The following is a 16,984-nucleotide window of genomic DNA, read 5'->3' as shown; positions in this document are numbered from 1 at the left end:
TCATGCGAGAGGGCTGACGTGTGTGTTCAACAAGGTGTCGATGACCTGGTACAGCTCTTGGTAGCGCAGCGGCTTGATGATGTAGGCATCACAGCCCGCCAGCCGGGTTTTTTCGCGGTCTTCCTTCATGGCCATCGCGGTGAGCGCGATCACCGGGATATGCGCGGTCACGGGGTCTTGCTTGAGCAACCGGGTAGCCGCCAGGCCGTCCATGTCAGGCAGTTGAATGTCCATCAGGATCAGCGCCGGCTGTTTGTCGCGCGCAAGGGTCAGGCCGGCCTCGGCATCGGCGGCCCACAACACGCTATGTCCCGCGTTGAGCAGCAACAAGCGCGCCAGGCGCATGTTGGCTTCGTTGTCTTCGACGATCAGGATTTCGGCCATGGGGCCTCCGCTGCACGGCGCAACGGCAACCACACGACAAACCGCGTGCCCTGGCCTTCGCGACTGGCCACCGCAACGCTGCCGCCATGCAGATCAGTGAGTTGCTTGACCATCGCCAGCCCGAGGCCCGTGCCTTCGAATTTGCGTGCCAGGCTGCTGTCGATCTGGCTGAACGCCTTGAACAGCTTGCCCATGTCGCTGGCGGCGATACCGATGCCGGTGTCGCTCACGCTTAATTCCAGAAAGCGCAGGTGCGTGCCGGGTTGCAAGGCAAAACTGTGGGTGGGCCAATCACCGCTGATCCGCCCGACCTGCTCACGGTCCACTTCGCGCACGGCCAGCGTGACGCGGCTGCCGTGTGCGCTGAACTTCACCGCGTTGGCCAGCAAGTTGTAGACGATTTGCTTGGTCTTGCGCAGGTCCAGTTCCAGGCGGCCAACGTCGTCTTCGTAGTCGAGCTTGAGCTGAATGCGTTGCAGGGCGGCTTTTTCGCGCACGATCAACAAGCTGTTGGCCAACAGCCCGGCAAGCTCGGCGGGCTCCAGTTCCAGTTCCATCATGCCGGCTTCGACCTTGGACAAGTCGAGAATGTCGTTGATCAACGACAACAGGTGTTGACCGCTGGTGAAGATGTCGCCGATGTATTCGCGTTGGGTGTCGCTCATGTCGCCGACCAGGCCGTCTTTGAGCGCCTCGGAAAACCCGATCACCGCGTTCAGCGGCGTGCGCAGCTCATGGGACATGGTGGCGAGGAATTCCGACTTCATGTGGCTGGCGTGTTCCAGCTCCAGGTTCTTTTCTTCCAGCGCGCGCTCGAAGCCTTTGCGCTCGGCTTCCTCCTGTTTGCGCGCGGTGTTATCGGTGCCGATCAGCAAGTAGCCGATGATCATGTCATGGCGGTTGCGCAAGGCTGTCACCGACACCATCGCCGACAGCCGGCTGCCGTCCTTGCGGATATAGGTCAGTTCGTAGATGTCTTCGATGCCGCGCGAGGCCTTGAACACCAGCGCTTCGAAGCCCGGCGTGATGGGCGTGTCCAGCTCCGCGCTAAGGGCTGCGGCGCGAGTGATCAGCTCTACGGGGTCTGAAATGTCGGCGGGTGTGATGCGGTTCACTACATCGGCGGCGGAGTAGCCGAGCATGCGTTCGGCGCCGACATTGAAGATCTGGATCACGCCTTTTTCATCCGTGGCGATGCTGGAGAAGTAGGCGCTGTTGAAAATCGCGTCTTGCAGGGCGCCGGTCTTGAGCAGGGTTTTCTGGCGTTTGAATTCGACGATTTTTTCAGCCCGCGATTGCGCCTCGGGCGGTTGGTCGGTTGAGCGTGTATCCATCGCAAGACATCCGTGAACTTCAGGCCCGCCGTCGTCAACAGACAAAGGCGCAGAGCATGCTCACAGAAGATCGCGCAGAGGCGACGAGGAGGAGATGAGGTGATTGGACAATAGCAGAGATTATGGCGTTTTGAGGGTTGAGCGCGTCCCCCCGGAAGCGCTCAGCCCTCAATCGAATGCGTCAGTTCAGGGCTGTACGCTGCGCACGCAGTTGGTCCAGGCTGAACGTTCCCGCGCCGAACACGGCAATTTGCAGAAAACCGCCGGTGATCGCCAGGTTCTTCAGGAAGTTGATCAACTGGCCCTTGTCACCGAAGTGGTTGTGGAACAGCAACGCAGTCAGCAAGGTAAATGCCGCCATCAACAGCGCCACCGGGCGCACGCGATAGCCCAGCAGCAACGCGGTGGCCAACCCCAATTCGACGATCAGCGCAATGCCATAGGCGAGGGAGGGGAAGGGTGCACCGGACGCCGCGATGTAACTGATGGTGGCGTCGGGCGCCATCAGCTTGCCGATCCCGCTGAATAAAAACAGCGCGACCAGCAAAGCACGGCCAAGGAGCAAGGTGAAGTTTTGCTGTGTACTCATGGTGCGACCTGCAGGGTGGTGGGAGGAATTTTCAGCGGATCATTCACCAGCGCCTGCCAACGTGGAAGGCGTATCTGTTTATTCACACTATTTGATTTGGTTATAGCGCTTTGCGCCTCTATCGAAGGCCGAACATGAAGGCGCCTTTTTCCGGGCACAGCGCGCTTTTGGCTTTGGTTGCCAGGCCCCTGTCACGCAGTTCGTTGCAGACCTGCGCGATGTTTTTCGGGGTGACATACAGGTTGTTGGAGAACCAGGCACGCTTGATCAACGGCAGTTCTTCCATCGCGCCACCGGCCTTGAGCACGCGCAGCACGATGGTCGAGCAGCTCTTGCGCAGCATCTGGTAATTGGCGTTGGGCTTGCTGCGGATGTTGTACCACTCGGCTTGCATCGCCTGCATGTTCAGCCCGGTAATCGTGTAGACCACATGGGGTTTGCAGCCTTCTGCACGGATGTCCGACTCCAGGAACAAGTTGCGCTCCTGCGGCTGCTTGCCGGTCATGGCGGCTCGGCCCTCCGGCCACCAGCTCACATACGCGGTGTTGTACTGCTCGATAAAAGCCCGGTCGCGATCACGTTCGCCTTCGTTGCGATAACGGTCATAGCGCACTTCGATCATTTTGCCGATCACGGGGTCGCCGATGTACATGGCGGCATGGCCGACATCCGCGCCATGGGGATACCAGATGTAAACGACAACGCTTGAGGGTGAGGTCATGACGCATCCTGATGGCTTCCAGTGAATGCAGGAGAAACGGCCTGGCGGACCGTTTTATTCCGCTGACTTTTAAAATTCATTTCATCTGCGGGCACAATCGGCAGGTTTCAGAGATTTGCGCTTGGTGAAACGTTTAACCCATCGATAAACGGTAGACGCAAGCGCTTGCGCAGCAAAATGCATCTGGCTTAGAGTCGGCAGCACTCGATTACAAAAATAATAATTCCAGGAGCTCATCCATGAGCCTTGAACCCTTGCTTGAGATGCAGGGCATCAGCAAAACCTTCAATGGTTTGCGCGTGCTCAAGAATGTCGGCCTGAAGGTCTACCCCGGTGAAATCCACGCCTTGATGGGGGAGAACGGCGCCGGCAAATCGACCTTGATGAAAATCCTCTCCGGCGCGTACCAGGCCGACCCCGGCGGTGAAATCCGCATCAGCGGCCAAGCCGTCACCACGTTTGACCCTGCCACCGCCAAAGCCCTCGGCATCGCCGTGATCTATCAGGAACTGAGCCTGTGCCCGAACCTGAGCGTGGCCGAGAATATCTACCTGGGCCGTGAACTGCGGCGCGGCTGGACCATCGACCGCAAAGGCATGCAAGCCGGTTGCGTGGAAGTGTTGCAGCGCCTGGGCGCCGAATTCAAACCGTCGACACTTGTCAGCAGCCTGTCGATTGCCGAGCGCCAACTGGTCGAAATCGCCCGTGCCCTGCATGGCCACGCGAAAATCCTGGTGATGGACGAGCCCACCACGCCGCTGTCATCGCGCGAGACGGACCGCCTGTTCGCGCTGATCAAACAACTGCGCGGCCAGGGCCTGGCGATCATCTATATCAGCCATCGCATGGCGGAAATCTATGAGCTGTCGGACCGCGTGTCGGTGCTGCGCGACGGCCAGTACATCGGCGAACTGACCCGCGATGCGCTGTCGGCCGAGGTGCTGGTGAAGATGATGGTCGGCCGCGACCTCTCCGGTTTCTACAAGAAAGAACACGCCGCCTACAACCCCGGCAACGTGGTGATGCGTGTGCGCGACATGGCCGATGGCAAGCGTGTGCACAATTGCAGTTTCGACCTGCATGCCGGTGAAGTGCTGGGCATTGCCGGGCTGGTCGGGGCCGGGCGCACCGAGCTTGCGCGGCTGATTTTTGCCGCCGACCCGCGCACCAGCGGCACCCTCGAGGTGGTCGGCAAGACCGTCACCCAACTGCGCACCCCGGCCGATGCGATTCGCGCCGGCGTGGTGTACCTCACCGAGGACCGCAAGGCCCAGGGCCTGTTCCTCGACATGAGCGTGGCCGACAACATCAACGTCTGCGCCTGTGTGCCCGATGCCCATGCGGGCGGTGTGCTGGACCGTGGCCATGCCGCGCAGCGCTCCAACGATGCGATCAAGTCGCTGTCGATTCGCGTGGCGTCGGGCAAGGTCAATGTCGGTGCCTTGTCCGGCGGCAACCAACAGAAAGTGCTGCTGGCCCGCCTGCTGGAGGTCAAGCCCCACGTGCTGATCCTCGACGAACCCACGCGCGGCGTGGACATCGGCTCAAAATCCGAGATTTACCGCATCATCAATCAACTCGCGCTGGCCGGTGTCGGCATTGTGGTGATCTCCAGCGAACTGCCGGAAATCATCGGCACATGCGACCGCGTGTTGATCATGCGCGAGGGCCAGTTGGTGGCCGAAGTCGGCGGGGCTTCCGGCCACGCCATTTCCCAGGAACGTATTATTGACCTCGCCACCGGTGGCGATCAGGTGGCTGCCAATGGCTGAGTTGAATGTGGCAACAACGGGTAAGGCACAGCGGGTTCGCGAGCTGATGCGCACGGTCGGCATGCTGCCGGTGCTGGTCTTGCTGCTGGTGGGCTTTGCGCTGGCCAGCGAGAATTTCCTGACGGTGCAGAACCTGTCGATCATCACCCAGCAAGCCTCGGTCAACGTGGTGCTGGCGGCGGGCATGACCTTTGTGATTCTCACGGCGGGCATCGACCTGTCGGTGGGGGCGATTCTGGCCGCGTCGGCGGTGGTGGCCCTGCAAGCCTCGATGTCGCCGCAGTTCGGCATGTTCGGGATTGCCGCCGGTATCGGTTTTGGCCTGCTGCTCGGCCTGGTCAACGGCGGCCTGATCGCCTTCATGCGCCTGCCGCCGTTTATCGTCACCCTTGGCGCACTCACCGCCATGCGCGGTTTGGCGCGTTTGCTGGCCGATGACAAAACCGTGTTCAACCCGGACCTGCCGTTTGCGTTTATCGGCAATGACTCAGTGCTCGGCGTGCCCTGGCTGGTGATCATCGCCGTGGCCGTGGTGGTGTTGTCGTGGTTCATCCTGCGCCGCACCGTGATGGGCGTGCAGATCTATTCGGTGGGCGGTAACCCGGAAGCGGCGCGGCTGTCGGGGATCAAGGTGTGGAAAGTGCTGCTGTTCGTCTACGCCATGTCCGGCGCACTGGCCGGGCTCGGCGCGGTCATGAGCGCGTCACGCCTGTTCGCCGCCAACGGCCTGCAACTCGGGCAGTCCTACGAGCTGGACGCGATTGCGGCGGTGATCCTCGGCGGCACCAGTTTTACCGGCGGCGTCGGCACCATCGGCGGCACGCTGATCGGCGCACTGATTATCGCGGTCCTCACCAACGGCCTGGTGCTGCTGGGGGTGTCGGACATCTGGCAGTACATCATCAAGGGCATCGTGATCATTGGCGCGGTGGCGCTGGATCGCTATCGCCAGTCCGGCGCACGGACCTGAATTCACTCACACAACAATCACAAGAGAGACCTGCATGAACGTCAAACGCCTGTTTCCCGTTATTGCCTTGGCTGCCCTGATGTCCCAAGCCGTCCAAGCCCGTGAACTCAAAGCCCTCGGCATCAGCATGGGCTCGCTGGGCAACCCGTATTTTGTGACCCTGGCCGACGGCGCCACGGCGCGGGCCAAGGCGCTGAACCCCAACGTCAAGGTGACGTCGGTGTCGGCGGACTATGACCTGAGCAAGCAGTTTTCGCAGATCGACAACTTCATCTCGTCCAAGGTCGACCTGATCCTGCTCAACGCGGTTGACCCGTCCGCCATGGCCTCGGCGATCAAGAAAGCCCGCGACGCCGGTATCGTCGTGGTGGCGGTGGATGTGGACGCCAAAGGCGTGAACGCCACGGTGCAAACCGACAACGTCGAAGCTGGCAAGCTGGCCTGCCAGTTCCTGGTGGACAAGCTCTCGGGCAAGGGCAATGTGATCATCCAGAACGGCCCGCAAGTGACGGCCGTGACCGACCGTGTCAAAGGCTGCAAGGCGGCATTGGCCGCTGCGCCGGACATCAAGGTGCTGTCCGATGACCAGGACGGCAAAGGCTCGCGCGAAGGCGGTTTGAACGTGATGCAGGGTTACCTCACGCGCTTCCCGAAAATCGACGGCCTGTTCGCGATCAACGACCCGCAAGCCATCGGCAGCGACCTGGCGGCCAAGCAGCTTAAACGCAGCGGCATCCTGATCACTTCCGTGGACGGCGCGCCGGACATCGAGAACGCACTGAAAACCGACACCCAGATCCATGCGTCCGCCAGCCAGGACCCGTGGGCCATGGCCCAGACCGCGGTAAACGTGGGCAATGACATTCTCAATGACAAGGCCCCGGCCGACGCGGTAACCCTGCTCACGCCAAAACTGATCACCCGTGACAACGTCGGGTCGTACAGCGGCTGGTCGAGCAAACATTGATCCACTGAAAGGAGAGCAGCGCTGTGGTCACCATGGATGACGTGGCAAGCCGGGCGGGAGTATCGACGTCGACGGTGTCCCATGTGTTGAACGGCACCCGCAAAGTCAGCCCGGCCACTGTGCAGGCGGTGCAGCAAGCAATTCAGGCACTGGGTTACATCCCCAATACCCTGGCACGCTCGCTGGCCCGTTCCAGCACCAACACCATTGGCGTGGCGATTTCGGCGCTGTCCAACCATTACTTCAGCGAGACGGTGCACGCGATTGAAACCGAGTGCGCCAAGCACGGTTACATGATGCTGTTTGTCGACACCCACGACGACCCGGAGCAGGAGCTGCGGGTGGTCACGGCGCTGCATCACCGGCGCGTTGATGGGATTTTGCTGGCGCCGTCCACCGGCTCGTTGGCGCTGGAGTATTTGCAGGCCAATGAAATGCCGACGGTGCTGGTGGACCGCATGATGAGTGAACGGTTTGATCAGGTCGGGGTGGAGAACACCCAGTCCACCCAGGCGCTGGTCACGCATTTGATTGAACACGGGCACCGGCGTATCGGCTTTATCGCCGGGCGTGCGGGGCTGGGCACCAGCGATGAGCGCATCGCCGGTTATCGCGCTGCGTTGCAGGCGGCGGGTGTGGCGTTTGATCCGCAGTTGCTGGTCAACGGCGGCTCCAACAGTGAGCCGGCGCGCGCTGCAACCGCGCAACTGCTGGCCCTGACGGTGCCTCCGACGGCAATCATGGCCGGTAATAACCTGATGACACTGGGCGCCATGCACGCCCTGCGCGATGCGCAAATCGAGGTGCCGGGGCAGATGGCCCTGGTGGGTTTTGACGACTTTGACTGGGCCGATTTTTTTGTGCCGCGCCTGACCCTGATCGCCCAGCCGGTCAAGGCGCTGGGCGCGCGCGCCGTGCACCTGTTGTTGCAACGCATGGCCACGCCGGGCGCGCCGACGCAAAGCGTGCGGCTCGCGCCGGCCCTGCAAGTGCGTAATTCATGTGGCTGTATCTGACTGGAATGACACGCGTATGAGCCGTCCTGTTTCCCTTGGCATTGACCTCGGCACCTCTGAACTCAAGGCGATCCTGATGGACGCCGACGGCGCCGTACTGGCCCACACGGGCGTACGCTTGAGCGTTTCGCGGCGCCACAGCGGCTGGTCCGAGCAAGCCCCCCAAGACTGGTGGCAAGCCTGTTTGCAGGCGCTGCACGTGCTGCGTGCCCACGACGCTTTCAGCCGTGTGGCGTGCATCGGCCTGTCGGGGCAGATGCACGGCGCGGTATTGCTCGGCGATGACAACCGCGTGTTGTACCCGGCGATCCTGTGGGACGACTCCCGCGCTGTTGCCGAAGCCGAGCAACTCGGGCCCGGTTTTGCCGACGTCACCGGCAGTCTGCCCATGGCCGGGCTGACCGCGCCGAAACTGCTGTGGCTGCAACAGCATGAACCCGAGGTGTTCAAGGCGATTGATTGCGTGCTGTCGCCCAAGGATTACCTGCGCTTGCGCTTGAGTGGCGAGCGCATCAGCGAGATGTCGGACGCCGCCGGCACGTTGTGGCTGGATGTGGCGCGGCGTGAATGGTTTACGCCGATGGTGCGGGCCACGGGCCTGGCGCCGGCGCAAATGCCGACGCTGGTGGAGGGCGGCGCGGCAAGTGCTCGTTTAACCGCGACCGGTTTGGGTTTGTCGCCCGAAGTCGTCATCGCCGGCGGCGGGGGCGATAACCCGGTCGCCGCCGTCGGCATCGGCGCGATCAACGCGGGCGACGGTTTTATCACCCTCGGCACCAGCGCCGCGATTGTCGCGATCACCGACCACGCCGCCGGCAACCCGGCCAGCGCCGTGCACAGTTTTTGCCATGCGCTGCCAGACCGCTGGTACACCATGGGCGCCATGCTCGCCGGCGCGAGTTGCTTGCGTTGGGTCACAGGCTTGACCGGCACACCGGACGAACAAACGTTGTTGAACCAGGTACAGGCGCAACTGCCGATAGACCGGCCTGTGCCGTTGGACACGCCGTTGTTTCTGCCTTACCTCGCCGGGGAGCGCACACCCCACAACGACCCCTTGCTGCGTGGCGGGTTCATGAGCCTGGGCCATGACTGCACGCCGGCGATGCTCGGTTATGCGGTGATGGAGGGGGTCGGTTTTGGGTTGCTGGATGCCTTGCGCGCGGTGCAGTCAGCCGGTGCGAGCGTGGGGGCTTGCGCGTTGGTGGGCGGTGGCGCGCGCAGCGACTACTGGGCGCAGTTGCTGGCGAACATCCTGCAGCGCGAGATTTTCACGCTGCACGGCAGTGAGTTGAGCGCGTGCATTGGCGCCGCAAAGCTGGGGTTCCTGTCGATCGGGCAGGGCGCGGGCTTACTGGCGGCGGGCATGCCGGTCAAAGCGCGCTACTTGCCGGATGCCACGCAACAGCCGGGGCTGCAAGCGCGGTATCGCAAATTCCAGGGTTTGCTCGCAGCGGCCAAGGCACTGCATGACTGACACTACTGGCGCGCTTGCTCCAAAAGCCAGTCTCGAAAGGCCTGGACTTTGGCCAACCCTTCGCACTCCGGGCGGTACACCGCGTAGTACGCGAGCGCCAATGCGCTTTTGAGCGGGCCAAACGGGCGGATCAAGCGCCCTGAAGCCAAGTCGTCGCGCACCATCACGCTGCGCCCTAACGCAATGCCCTGGCCCTCAATCGCCGCCTGTACGACAGCCGCCGAATTATTGATCCGCAGCCCATGGCTGGCGTCCGTATCCGGTTGCCCTACGGCGTCCAGCCAGGTGCGCCACGAGGGGAAGCCCGGGTCTGTGGCCATCGACAGATCATGAATCAACGTGCAACCGGCCAACTGTTCCAGGGCAAGCTCGCCTTGGTGCAGCCCGGCCAGGTGCGGTGAACACACCGGAAACACGTCCTCATCCATCAGTTTTACAGCGGTCAGCCCCGGCCAATGCCCCGCGCCGTAACGCACACCGATATCGATGTGCTCGGCGAGAAAGTCTAGGGGCTTGAGGTTGGTGTTGAGCAGTACATCGAGCTGCGGGTGAGCCTGCTGGAAGCGCTCAAGGCGTGGCAGCAACCATTTGCCGGCAAACGCCGGGCTGACCGTCACCGTCAGGTCGCAACTCAGCGACGCAGCTTTCATTCGCGCCAGGCCTACGCGCAGTCGATCAAACCCTTCCCGAATATCCGGCAACGCGCTGCGGGCGATGTCTGTCATCAGCAGGCGCGTATTGCCGCTGCTGGCCCGTGTGAACAGCGGTACTCCCAGCCAGGATTCCAGGGCGCGCACTTGCTGGCCAACCGCCGCCGAGGTGACATTCAGCTCCTCGGCGGCGGCGGAGAAACTGTGATGCCGGGCAGCGGCCTCGAAGGCGCGCAGCGCGTTCAGGTAACCAAGTGAATTCATTTAAAGAAAATCTTTAAGGGTGGGAAACAAGATCTGGTTTGTCGCCAGCGCAGCTGACGCGAAGAATAGCAAGCATTCCAGCCACTGTGACTGGTAAAAACCACTCGGAGCGTAGATGCCATGCAAAGATTTTCTTCAAAGGTTGTGATCGTTACCGGCGGCAGTTCAGGGATCGGCAAAGAAGTGGCGCGCCGCTTCGTGGAAGAGGGCGCGCGCGTCGTCATCGGCGGCCGTGACGCGGCAAAACTGCGCGAAGTCGCCCAAGCAATCGACCCGAGCGGCACGCACATCCGTGCACTGGCGGGCGACATCGCCAAGCCGGCGACCGCTCAGGCCTTGGTGGACGAAGCGGTCAAAACATTCGGCGGTGTCGACATTCTGGTGAACAACGCCGGCGTGTTCCGTCCTAAACCCTTTTTGGACGTGGGTGCCGAAGAATACGACTGGTTCCTCGACACCATCCTTAAGGGCAAATTCTTCATGGCCCAGGCGGCCGCCAAAGCCATGCTCCAGCGCGGCGGCGGTGCCATTGTCCAGACCGGCTCGCTGTGGGCGATCCAGGCCATCGGTGCGACGCCGTCAGCCGCTTATTCGGCAGCCAACGCCGGTGTGCACGCCCTGACGCGCAACCTCGCCATCGAACTGGCCGCCTCGAATATCCGTATCAATACCGTGGCGCCTGCGGTGGTCGAGACGCCGGTGTACGGGACGTTCATGGAGCCGAGCCAAGTCAGGGAAGTGCTGCCCACGTTCAATGCCTTCCACCCACTGGGGCGCAATGGCCAGCCAGCGGATATCGCCCAGGCGATTCTATTCCTGGCCTCGACGGAGGCATCGTGGATCACCGGCACGGTGTTGCCTGTAGACGGTGGCGTGACGGCCGGGCGTAACTAGCCTTGCCGATCACTCATCCGCCAACGGCGGCAAACGCCGTTTTACCGGGGTTTTCTTGACGATGGCGGTGTTGGTTTCGGCATAGACATTCAGACGGTCGAGCAGGGTGTCCAGCTGTTCCATGGTGCGCACGTGCAAGCGCGCGATGAAGCAGTCATCACCGGTGACTTTGTCGCACTCGGTGAACTGCGGGATCGCCTGGATCTGCCGCTCCACTTCCTGCAATTTGCCGGGCAACGGGCGGATGCGCACGATGGCTTGCAGCAGATAGCCGAAGTGTTTGGCGTCGATGTCCACGGTGTAGTGGGTCAGCACCCCCCGTTCTTCAAGACGGCGCAGGCGTTCGCCGACACTGGGCGAGGACAGCCCGGTGATGCCGGCCAAGGCCTTGAGGGACAGCCGCGAGTCGTCCATCAAGGCGGCAATCAGTTGCTGGTCGATAGTGTCAATCATGCTGTGCACCTAATTAGAAAAGGTGAATGCCGGGTTTTGCCTTTTTTAGCGGCTGGAACCGCTGCCGGGCAGGTTGCCATAATTGGGCCTCACTTGAGGAGCATTAAACGTGGACACATCTATCCGTCGCGGGTCGTGGGAAATGGTCGCTGCCATGCTGATCTCGGGCACCATCGGCTGGTTTGTGCTGGTGTCAGGTGTGTCCGTGATCGAAGTGGTGTTCTGGCGCTGCGTGATCGGTGGGCTGACGCTGCTGTTGGTGTGCGCCTTGCTCGGTTACCTGCGGCTGGACTCTCTCACCTGGGCCACATTCGGCCTGGCGATGCTCAGCGGCGTGGCCATCGTCGGCAATTGGTTGTTGCTGTTTGAATCCTATTCCCACGCGTCGATTGCCATCAGCACGGCGGTGTATAACGTGCAGCCGTTCATGTTGGTGTTGCTGGCGGCGGTGTTTCTTGGCGAGAAGATCACCGTGCAGAAAATCGCCTGGCTGAGCGTGGCGTTCCTGGGCATGTTGGCCATTGTGACGGCGCACGGCGAAGAGCAAAGCGGTGGCAACGATTACCTGGCGGGGATCGCGCTGGCGTTGGGCGCAGCCTTTTTGTACGCGATCGCCGCGCTGATCATCAAGCGTTTAAAAGAGGTGCCACCGCATTTGATGGCATTGATTCAAGTGGCGACCGGCGCAGTATTGCTGGCGCCGCTGGTGCCCTGGGGCAGTCTCCCAGCCTCGACAGATGCCTGGGCGGCACTGGTTGCCCTCGGCGTGGTGCACACCGGTTTGATGTATGTATTGCTGTACGGCGCGATCCAGAAACTGCCGACGGCCATCACTGGCGCGTTGTCATTTATCTACCCCATCGCCGCCATTTTCGTCGACTGGTTTGCCTTCGGCCACCGCCTGGGCTGGCTGCAATGGCTGGGCGTGGCGGCCATCTTGCTGGCGGCGGCCGGGTTGCAGCGCGGTTGGTGGTGGCGCTCCAAAGCCGCGCTGCAACAGGTTTCATGAAGCACCCGCGACAGCTTCGCTACTATTCGACGCTATATATAAATTGTTATAGCGAGCGAGCTGATGCTGAGCAAAACCAGGGGATGGCTACTCGGTAGCCTGCTGTTAAGCAGCGCGTTGTCGGCACAGGCCGAGGGGCAAATTCATGTGACCTACGCCGGCTCCATGGGCGTGGTGATGGACAAGGCGCTGGGCCCGGCGTTTGCCGAACGAGAAAAGCTCACGTATCAGGGGCAGGGCGAGGGCGCCTACGGGCTGGCGCGCCTGCTGGCGTCGAAGAAGTTGCAGGCGGATGTGTTCGTTTCCATCACGCCGGGGCCGATCGAGATTCTGCAAAAGGCCGGCCTGGCCGATCACGCGATCCCGGTCGCCAGCACGCGGATGGTCATTGCCTATAACCCCAAAAGCCGCTTTGCGCCGCAACTGGCCAGCGGTATCTGGTGGCAGGTGCTGCAAAAACCCGGCCTGCGGTTTGGGCGCACGGATGCGGGCACCGATCCCCAAGGGCAGAACATCGTGTTCACGATGAAACTGGCGGAAAAATACTACGGGCAACCGGGCCTGGCTCAACACATCCTCGGTGACGTGCAAAACCCGCAGCAGGTCTTCGGCGAAGGTGGTTTGCTGACCCGCCTGCAAGCCGGGCAAATCGATGCCGCTTCCGGCTACGAGAGCGCAACGATTTCCGCCAAGCTGCCCTATGTGGCGCTGCCGGATGAAATCAACCTGAGCAATCCGGCCTTCGCAAAAGACTGGTATGACACGGTTGATCTGCAACTGCCGGACAAAAACGGCCAGCCGCAAACCCTCAAACCACAACCGTTGGTGTTCTACGCCGTGGTGCTGAAAAACGCCACGCACCCACAACAGGCTGAGGACTTTGTGAAGTTCCTGCAATCGGCGGAAGGCCAGAAGCTGTTCCAAGCCAATGGGTATGGTCAGCCGAAAGGCGGGGTGCTTTGAGCCGAGCGCTGTGGCTGGCCGTGCCGGCGACGATCCTGTTGGCGGTTCCCTTCGTGGCGCTGGTGGGCGCCACTTCATGGGCGCATCTGCACCTGGCTTATGGCGATGGCACGGCGGTGGCGGTGTCGTTGGGGTTGAGCAGTGTGTCGACGCTGTTGATCGTGCTGCTCGGCACGCCGCTGGCCCTGTGGCTCGCGCGCAGCCAATCAGCCTGGTGCGGCGCTTTGCAGGCGCTGCTGCTGGTCTCTTTGCTGACGCCGCCGCTGGCGATGGGCATTCTGCTGGTCACCGCCTACGGGCCCTACGCCACCTTGGGCGAAGCGCTCGGCTATTTGGGCGTCACCCTGAACAACAACCTGCCGGCGTTTATCCTCGCGCAGCTTTATGGCGGCTTGGCGTATTACATCCTGTGTGCACGCACCGCCTTCGAATCGGTGCCGCGTTCGGTCGAAGACGCCGCGCGAAGCCTGGGTTGTAAGCCCGCTGAGGTGTTTCGGCGCGTGACCTTGCCGGTCACCCGGCGCGCCCTGGCCAACGCGTTGGCGATTGTCTGGGTGCGGGTTATCGGCGAGTTCGGAATAGTGATGGTGTTTGCCTACTTTCCGCAGGGCATACCGGTAAAGCTGTTCGTCAACCTGCAAAACGAAGGCGTAGACAGTGTCTACGCCTTGCTCTGGTTGCTGCTGCTGGTGACCTTGCCGTTTCCGCTGTGGTGCCTCTCGGTGCGCAAACGGCAGGGGGTCAGTGCGGTGCGCGCGGAATGGTCTTGAGCAGGTCATCCGGGCTGATGTAACCGACCACGCTGCCCGGTTGCGGCAAGCCAAGGATATGCCCCTTGATCTTGCCGACCACGTGCATTTCGCAGGGTTTGCAGTCGAACTTCAGGGTCAGCACTTCGTCGCCGTGGATCAACTGCATCGGCGCCACTTTGGTCTTCACGCCCGTCACACCCTTGGCCTGTTTCGGGCACAGGTTGAATGAGAAACGCAGGCAGTGCTTGGTGATCATCACCGGCACTTCGCCGGTTTCTTCGTGGGCTTCGAAGGCCGCATCGATCAGCTTCACGCCGTGACGGTGGTAGAAGTCGCGCGCTTTCTGGTTGTAAACGTTGGCCAGGAACGACAGGTGCGCCTCCGGGTACACCGGCGGCGGTGTGGTCTCGGCCTTACGCCCGCCACGCGGGTGAGCCGCGACGCGGGCGGCGGTCAGCGCCTCGATCACTTCGCGGCGCAAAGCCTTGAGCTGCGAGTTGGGAACGAAGAATGCTTGCGGCGCGTCGAGCTTGATATCGGTGGCGTGGTACTCGGTGGTACCGAGCTGGCCGAGCAGGTCGCGCAGGGTATCGAGTGCCTGTTCCGGCTTGTTGGCCACGCCGAATGGGCCGGGCAGGGTGACGCTGGCGCTGATGCCTTCTTCGCTGGTGGCGGTGACGTGCAGCTCGTCTTCACGCAAACGTGCGGCCCAGGACAAGCCGATACGACGCTCGGACGAGGTCTTGAGCAGCGCCTGTTGCCAGTTATGGTCCAGGTTGCGGTTCAGCGGATGGTTCGGGCGCAACTGGTACAGGCCGGCCGGCATTTCATTCGGCTCGACACGGTAGCGGTAGCGTTTCTCGCCGTCTTCTTCGAATTCGCCCTTTGGCTCGGCGATATTGGCGCGGAACCCGACGACTTCACGCTTGACCAGCACGTTGAGGCCATCACCGTTGGACAGCGGCTCATGGGTGACCACCTGCAAGTCACGCTTGCCGGCTTTTTCCACCACACCCACCGGCAAACCGGTAAAGGTCGGAGTGTCGAAGGCGCCGATGTCGACCTTGCGGTCGGTGACGAAATAGTCGGTGCTGCCACGGTGGAAGGTTTTTTCCGGGTCCGGCAGGAAGAAATGCGCGGTACGGCCGCTGGACGCGCGGGCCAGGTCCGGGCGGTCTTCGAGCACGTCGTCGAGGCGCTGGCGGTAGTAGGCCGTGATGTTCTTCACATAGCCCATGTCCTTGTAACGGCCTTCGATCTTGAACGAACGCACACCGGCTTCGACCAGGGCGCGGATGTTGGCGCTCTGGTTGTTGTCTTTCATCGACAGCAGGTGTTTTTCAAAGGCCACGACGCGGCCCTGGTCGTCTTTCAAGGTGTACGGCAGGCGGCACGCCTGGGAGCAATCGCCACGGTTGGCGCTGCGGCCATTTTGCGCGTGGGAAATGTTGCATTGCCCGGAAAACGCCACGCACAGGGCGCCGTGGATGAAGAACTCGACGGCGGCGTCGGTTTCATCGGCGATGGCGCGGATTTCCTGCAGGTTCAGCTCACGGGCCAACACCAACTGCGAGAAACCGGCCTGGTCGAGAAACTTGGCGCGGGCCAGGGTGCGAATGTCGGTCTGGGTACTGGCGTGCAGCTCGATGGGCGGAATATCCAGCTCCATCACGCCCAGGTCTTGCACGATCAATGCATCGACGCCGGCGTCGTACAGCTGATGGATCAGCTTGCGCGCGGGTTCCAGCTCGTTGTCATGCAAGATGGTGTTGATGGTGGTGAAGACACGGGCGTGGTAACGGCGCGCGAATTCCACCAGTTGCGCGATATCGCTGACTTCATTGCAAGCGTTATGGCGGGCGCCGAAGCTTGGGCCGCCGATGTAGATGGCGTCGGCGCCATGCAGGATGGCCTCGCGCGCGATGGCAACATCGCGGGCAGGGCTGAGCAATTCAAGGTGATGCTTGGGCAAGGACATAGTTTTTTTAGTCAGGCTTGTCACGGTTGAGGCGCGCATTGTAGCCGTGAAATGCCTGAGCGGCATCTACCGCAGGGCTGTCGGGCGTAATGCGAGAGAGCGAAGCCGATTCAATGGGGGAGCTGGCGTGCCTGCGATGGCGTCACTGCGGTCTTCCTGAACCACCGCGCCGCCTTCATCGCAGGCAAGCCAGCTCCCACATTTGACCGCATTTCAAAGGCTTGACCCGGTTCCCTGTGGGAGCTGTCGAGCTTCAGCGAGGCTGCGAAGGCGGTGGGTCAGGCGACATCTGTGTTGGCAGTGCCGCCGTCTTCGCAGGCAAGCCAGCTCCCACATTTGACCGTATTCCAAAGGCTGGACCCGGTTCCCTGTGGGAGCTGTCGAGCTTCAGCGAGGCTGCGAAGGCGGTGGGTCAGGCGACATCTGTGTTGGCAGTGCCGCCGTCTTCGCAGGCAAGCCAGCTCCCACATTTGACCGTATTCCAAAGGCTGGACCCGGTTCCCTGTGGGAGCTGTCGAGCTTCAGCGAGGCTGCGAAGGCGGTGGGTCAGGCGGCATCTGTGTTGGCAGTGCCGCCGCCTTCGCAGGCAAGCCAGCTCCCACCTTTGAGCGCATTCCAAAGGACGGACCCGGTTCCCTGTGGGAGCTGTCGAGCTTCAGCGAGGCTGCGATGGCGGTGGCTCTGACGGCGTCTATGTTGGCAGTGCCGCCGTCTTCGCAGGCAAGCCAGCTCCCACATTTGAGCGCATTCCAAAGGACGGACCCGGTTCCCTGTGGGAGCTGTCGAGCTTT

16 protein-coding genes are annotated in these 16,984 nt (G+C 62.0%); 9 read left to right on the top strand and 7 right to left on the bottom strand.

Annotation, left to right across the window (positions count from 1 at the left end; all coding sequences use genetic code 11):
* The 4 genes from AB4P94_RS22305 to AB4P94_RS22290 all read right to left on the bottom strand — a co-directional run bounded on the left by AB4P94_RS22305 (window position 1) and on the right by AB4P94_RS22290 (window position 3,028).
* Window positions 1–384 (bottom strand): response regulator, encoded by a 384-nt coding sequence (locus AB4P94_RS22305; RefSeq protein WP_395607488.1) that lies wholly within the window; start codon window positions 382–384, stop codon window positions 1–3.
* Entirely contained in the window at window positions 369–1,718 is a 1,350-nt protein-coding gene (locus AB4P94_RS22300) for a sensor histidine kinase (RefSeq protein ID WP_395607487.1), read from the bottom strand. The genes AB4P94_RS22305 and AB4P94_RS22300 overlap by 16 nt, the downstream gene beginning before the upstream one ends.
* A 181-nt stretch (window positions 1,719–1,899) precedes the next feature.
* Window positions 1,900–2,307, bottom strand: a complete 408-nt coding sequence (locus tag AB4P94_RS22295; RefSeq protein ID WP_395607486.1) for a DoxX family protein — start codon at window positions 2,305–2,307, stop codon at window positions 1,900–1,902.
* Window positions 2,308–2,425: 118 nt separating this feature from the next.
* On the bottom strand, window positions 2,426–3,028 hold the full coding sequence (locus tag AB4P94_RS22290) for a hypothetical protein (RefSeq protein WP_254865944.1): 603 nt from the start codon (window positions 3,026–3,028) through the stop codon (window positions 2,426–2,428).
* 239 nt (window positions 3,029–3,267) lie between these two features.
* On the opposite strand from AB4P94_RS22290, the gene AB4P94_RS22285 reads away from it, so the two are divergent.
* Genes AB4P94_RS22285 through xylB form a run of 5 tightly spaced genes read left to right on the top strand, consistent with a single transcriptional unit; the run spans window position 3,268 to window position 9,230 of the window.
* Window positions 3,268–4,800: a sugar ABC transporter ATP-binding protein gene (locus tag AB4P94_RS22285; protein ID WP_395607485.1), complete on the top strand. Its 1,533-nt coding sequence runs from the start codon at window positions 3,268–3,270 to the stop codon at window positions 4,798–4,800.
* The gene (locus AB4P94_RS22280) at window positions 4,793–5,770 is read left to right on the top strand and encodes a ribose ABC transporter permease (protein WP_395607484.1); all 978 of its coding nucleotides are present in this window, start codon (window positions 4,793–4,795) and stop codon (window positions 5,768–5,770) included. Before AB4P94_RS22285 ends, AB4P94_RS22280 begins: the two co-directional genes overlap by 8 nt.
* A gap of 34 nt (window positions 5,771–5,804) precedes the next feature.
* The gene (locus AB4P94_RS22275) at window positions 5,805–6,737 is read left to right on the top strand and encodes an ABC transporter substrate-binding protein (RefSeq protein WP_395607483.1); all 933 of its coding nucleotides are present in this window, start codon (window positions 5,805–5,807) and stop codon (window positions 6,735–6,737) included.
* Window positions 6,738–6,760: 23 nt separating this feature from the next.
* The gene (locus tag AB4P94_RS22270; protein WP_395607482.1) at window positions 6,761–7,753 is read left to right on the top strand and encodes a LacI family DNA-binding transcriptional regulator; all 993 of its coding nucleotides are present in this window, start codon (window positions 6,761–6,763) and stop codon (window positions 7,751–7,753) included.
* A gap of 16 nt (window positions 7,754–7,769) precedes the next feature.
* Window positions 7,770–9,230, top strand: a complete 1,461-nt coding sequence (gene xylB, locus AB4P94_RS22265) for a xylulokinase (RefSeq protein WP_395607481.1) — start codon at window positions 7,770–7,772, stop codon at window positions 9,228–9,230.
* Between the two features lie 2 nt (window positions 9,231–9,232).
* Here the strand turns inward: xylB and gcvA are convergent, their stop codons facing one another.
* Window positions 9,233–10,144, bottom strand: a complete 912-nt coding sequence (gene gcvA, locus AB4P94_RS22260; protein WP_395607480.1) for a transcriptional regulator GcvA — start codon at window positions 10,142–10,144, stop codon at window positions 9,233–9,235.
* A gap of 120 nt (window positions 10,145–10,264) precedes the next feature.
* On the opposite strand from gcvA, the gene AB4P94_RS22255 reads away from it, so the two are divergent.
* Window positions 10,265–11,038 (top strand): SDR family NAD(P)-dependent oxidoreductase, encoded by a 774-nt coding sequence (locus tag AB4P94_RS22255; RefSeq protein ID WP_395607479.1) that lies wholly within the window; start codon window positions 10,265–10,267, stop codon window positions 11,036–11,038.
* Window positions 11,039–11,047: 9 nt separating this feature from the next.
* Here AB4P94_RS22255 and AB4P94_RS22250 read toward each other — a convergent pair whose 3' ends face one another.
* Window positions 11,048–11,491, bottom strand: coding sequence for an Lrp/AsnC family transcriptional regulator (locus tag AB4P94_RS22250; protein ID WP_395607478.1), 444 nt, complete (start codon window positions 11,489–11,491; stop codon window positions 11,048–11,050).
* 109 nt (window positions 11,492–11,600) lie between these two features.
* On the opposite strand from AB4P94_RS22250, the gene AB4P94_RS22245 reads away from it, so the two are divergent.
* The 3 genes from AB4P94_RS22245 to AB4P94_RS22235 all read left to right on the top strand — a co-directional run bounded on the left by AB4P94_RS22245 (window position 11,601) and on the right by AB4P94_RS22235 (window position 14,233).
* Window positions 11,601–12,500: a DMT family transporter gene (locus tag AB4P94_RS22245; protein WP_395607477.1), complete on the top strand. Its 900-nt coding sequence runs from the start codon at window positions 11,601–11,603 to the stop codon at window positions 12,498–12,500.
* Between the two features lie 63 nt (window positions 12,501–12,563).
* Window positions 12,564–13,463 (top strand): extracellular solute-binding protein, encoded by a 900-nt coding sequence (locus tag AB4P94_RS22240; RefSeq protein WP_395607476.1) that lies wholly within the window; start codon window positions 12,564–12,566, stop codon window positions 13,461–13,463.
* A complete protein-coding gene (locus AB4P94_RS22235; RefSeq protein WP_395607475.1) occupies window positions 13,460–14,233 on the top strand; it encodes an ABC transporter permease subunit in 774 nt (257 codons plus the stop codon). The genes AB4P94_RS22240 and AB4P94_RS22235 overlap by 4 nt, the downstream gene beginning before the upstream one ends.
* Here the strand turns inward: AB4P94_RS22235 and AB4P94_RS22230 are convergent.
* Window positions 14,205–16,193 carry a U32 family peptidase gene (locus AB4P94_RS22230; protein WP_395607474.1) on the bottom strand — a complete coding sequence of 663 codons (1,989 nt, stop codon included), beginning with the start codon at window positions 16,191–16,193 and terminating at the stop codon, window positions 14,205–14,207. The genes AB4P94_RS22235 and AB4P94_RS22230 overlap by 29 nt on opposite strands.
* Window positions 16,194–16,984 lie beyond the last annotated feature (791 nt).

Origin of the sequence: Pseudomonas sp. B22129 (genome assembly GCF_044218875.1) — a bacterium.
Taxonomy (GTDB): Bacteria; Pseudomonadota; Gammaproteobacteria; order Pseudomonadales; family Pseudomonadaceae; genus Aquipseudomonas.
The sequence above is the reverse complement of the archived record's forward strand: the minus strand, read 5'-3'. Positions and strand labels throughout refer to the sequence as shown.

Bases quoted from the DNA above. Each gene is read 5' to 3' on its own strand.
- AB4P94_RS22250 (WP_395607478.1), bottom strand. From the start codon at position 11,491: ATGATTGACACTATCGACCAGCAACTGATTGCCGCCTTGATGGACGAC.
- AB4P94_RS22295 (WP_395607486.1), bottom strand. From the start codon at position 2,307: ATGAGTACACAGCAAAACTTCACCTTGCTCCTTGGCCGTGCTTTGCTG.
- AB4P94_RS22275 (WP_395607483.1), top strand. From the start codon at position 5,805: ATGAACGTCAAACGCCTGTTTCCCGTTATTGCCTTGGCTGCCCTGATG.
- AB4P94_RS22300 (WP_395607487.1), bottom strand. From the start codon at position 1,718: ATGGATACACGCTCAACCGACCAACCGCCCGAGGCGCAATCGCGGGCT.
- gcvA (WP_395607480.1), bottom strand. From the start codon at position 10,144: ATGAATTCACTTGGTTACCTGAACGCGCTGCGCGCCTTCGAGGCCGCT.
- AB4P94_RS22255 (WP_395607479.1), top strand. From the start codon at position 10,265: ATGCAAAGATTTTCTTCAAAGGTTGTGATCGTTACCGGCGGCAGTTCA.
- AB4P94_RS22240 (WP_395607476.1), top strand. From the start codon at position 12,564: ATGCTGAGCAAAACCAGGGGATGGCTACTCGGTAGCCTGCTGTTAAGC.
- AB4P94_RS22305 (WP_395607488.1), bottom strand. From the start codon at position 384: ATGGCCGAAATCCTGATCGTCGAAGACAACGAAGCCAACATGCGCCTG.
- xylB (WP_395607481.1), top strand. From the start codon at position 7,770: ATGAGCCGTCCTGTTTCCCTTGGCATTGACCTCGGCACCTCTGAACTC.
- AB4P94_RS22285 (WP_395607485.1), top strand. From the start codon at position 3,268: ATGAGCCTTGAACCCTTGCTTGAGATGCAGGGCATCAGCAAAACCTTC.
- AB4P94_RS22290 (WP_254865944.1), bottom strand. From the start codon at position 3,028: ATGACCTCACCCTCAAGCGTTGTCGTTTACATCTGGTATCCCCATGGC.
- AB4P94_RS22280 (WP_395607484.1), top strand. From the start codon at position 4,793: ATGGCTGAGTTGAATGTGGCAACAACGGGTAAGGCACAGCGGGTTCGC.
- AB4P94_RS22230 (WP_395607474.1), bottom strand. From the start codon at position 16,193: ATGTCCTTGCCCAAGCATCACCTTGAATTGCTCAGCCCTGCCCGCGAT.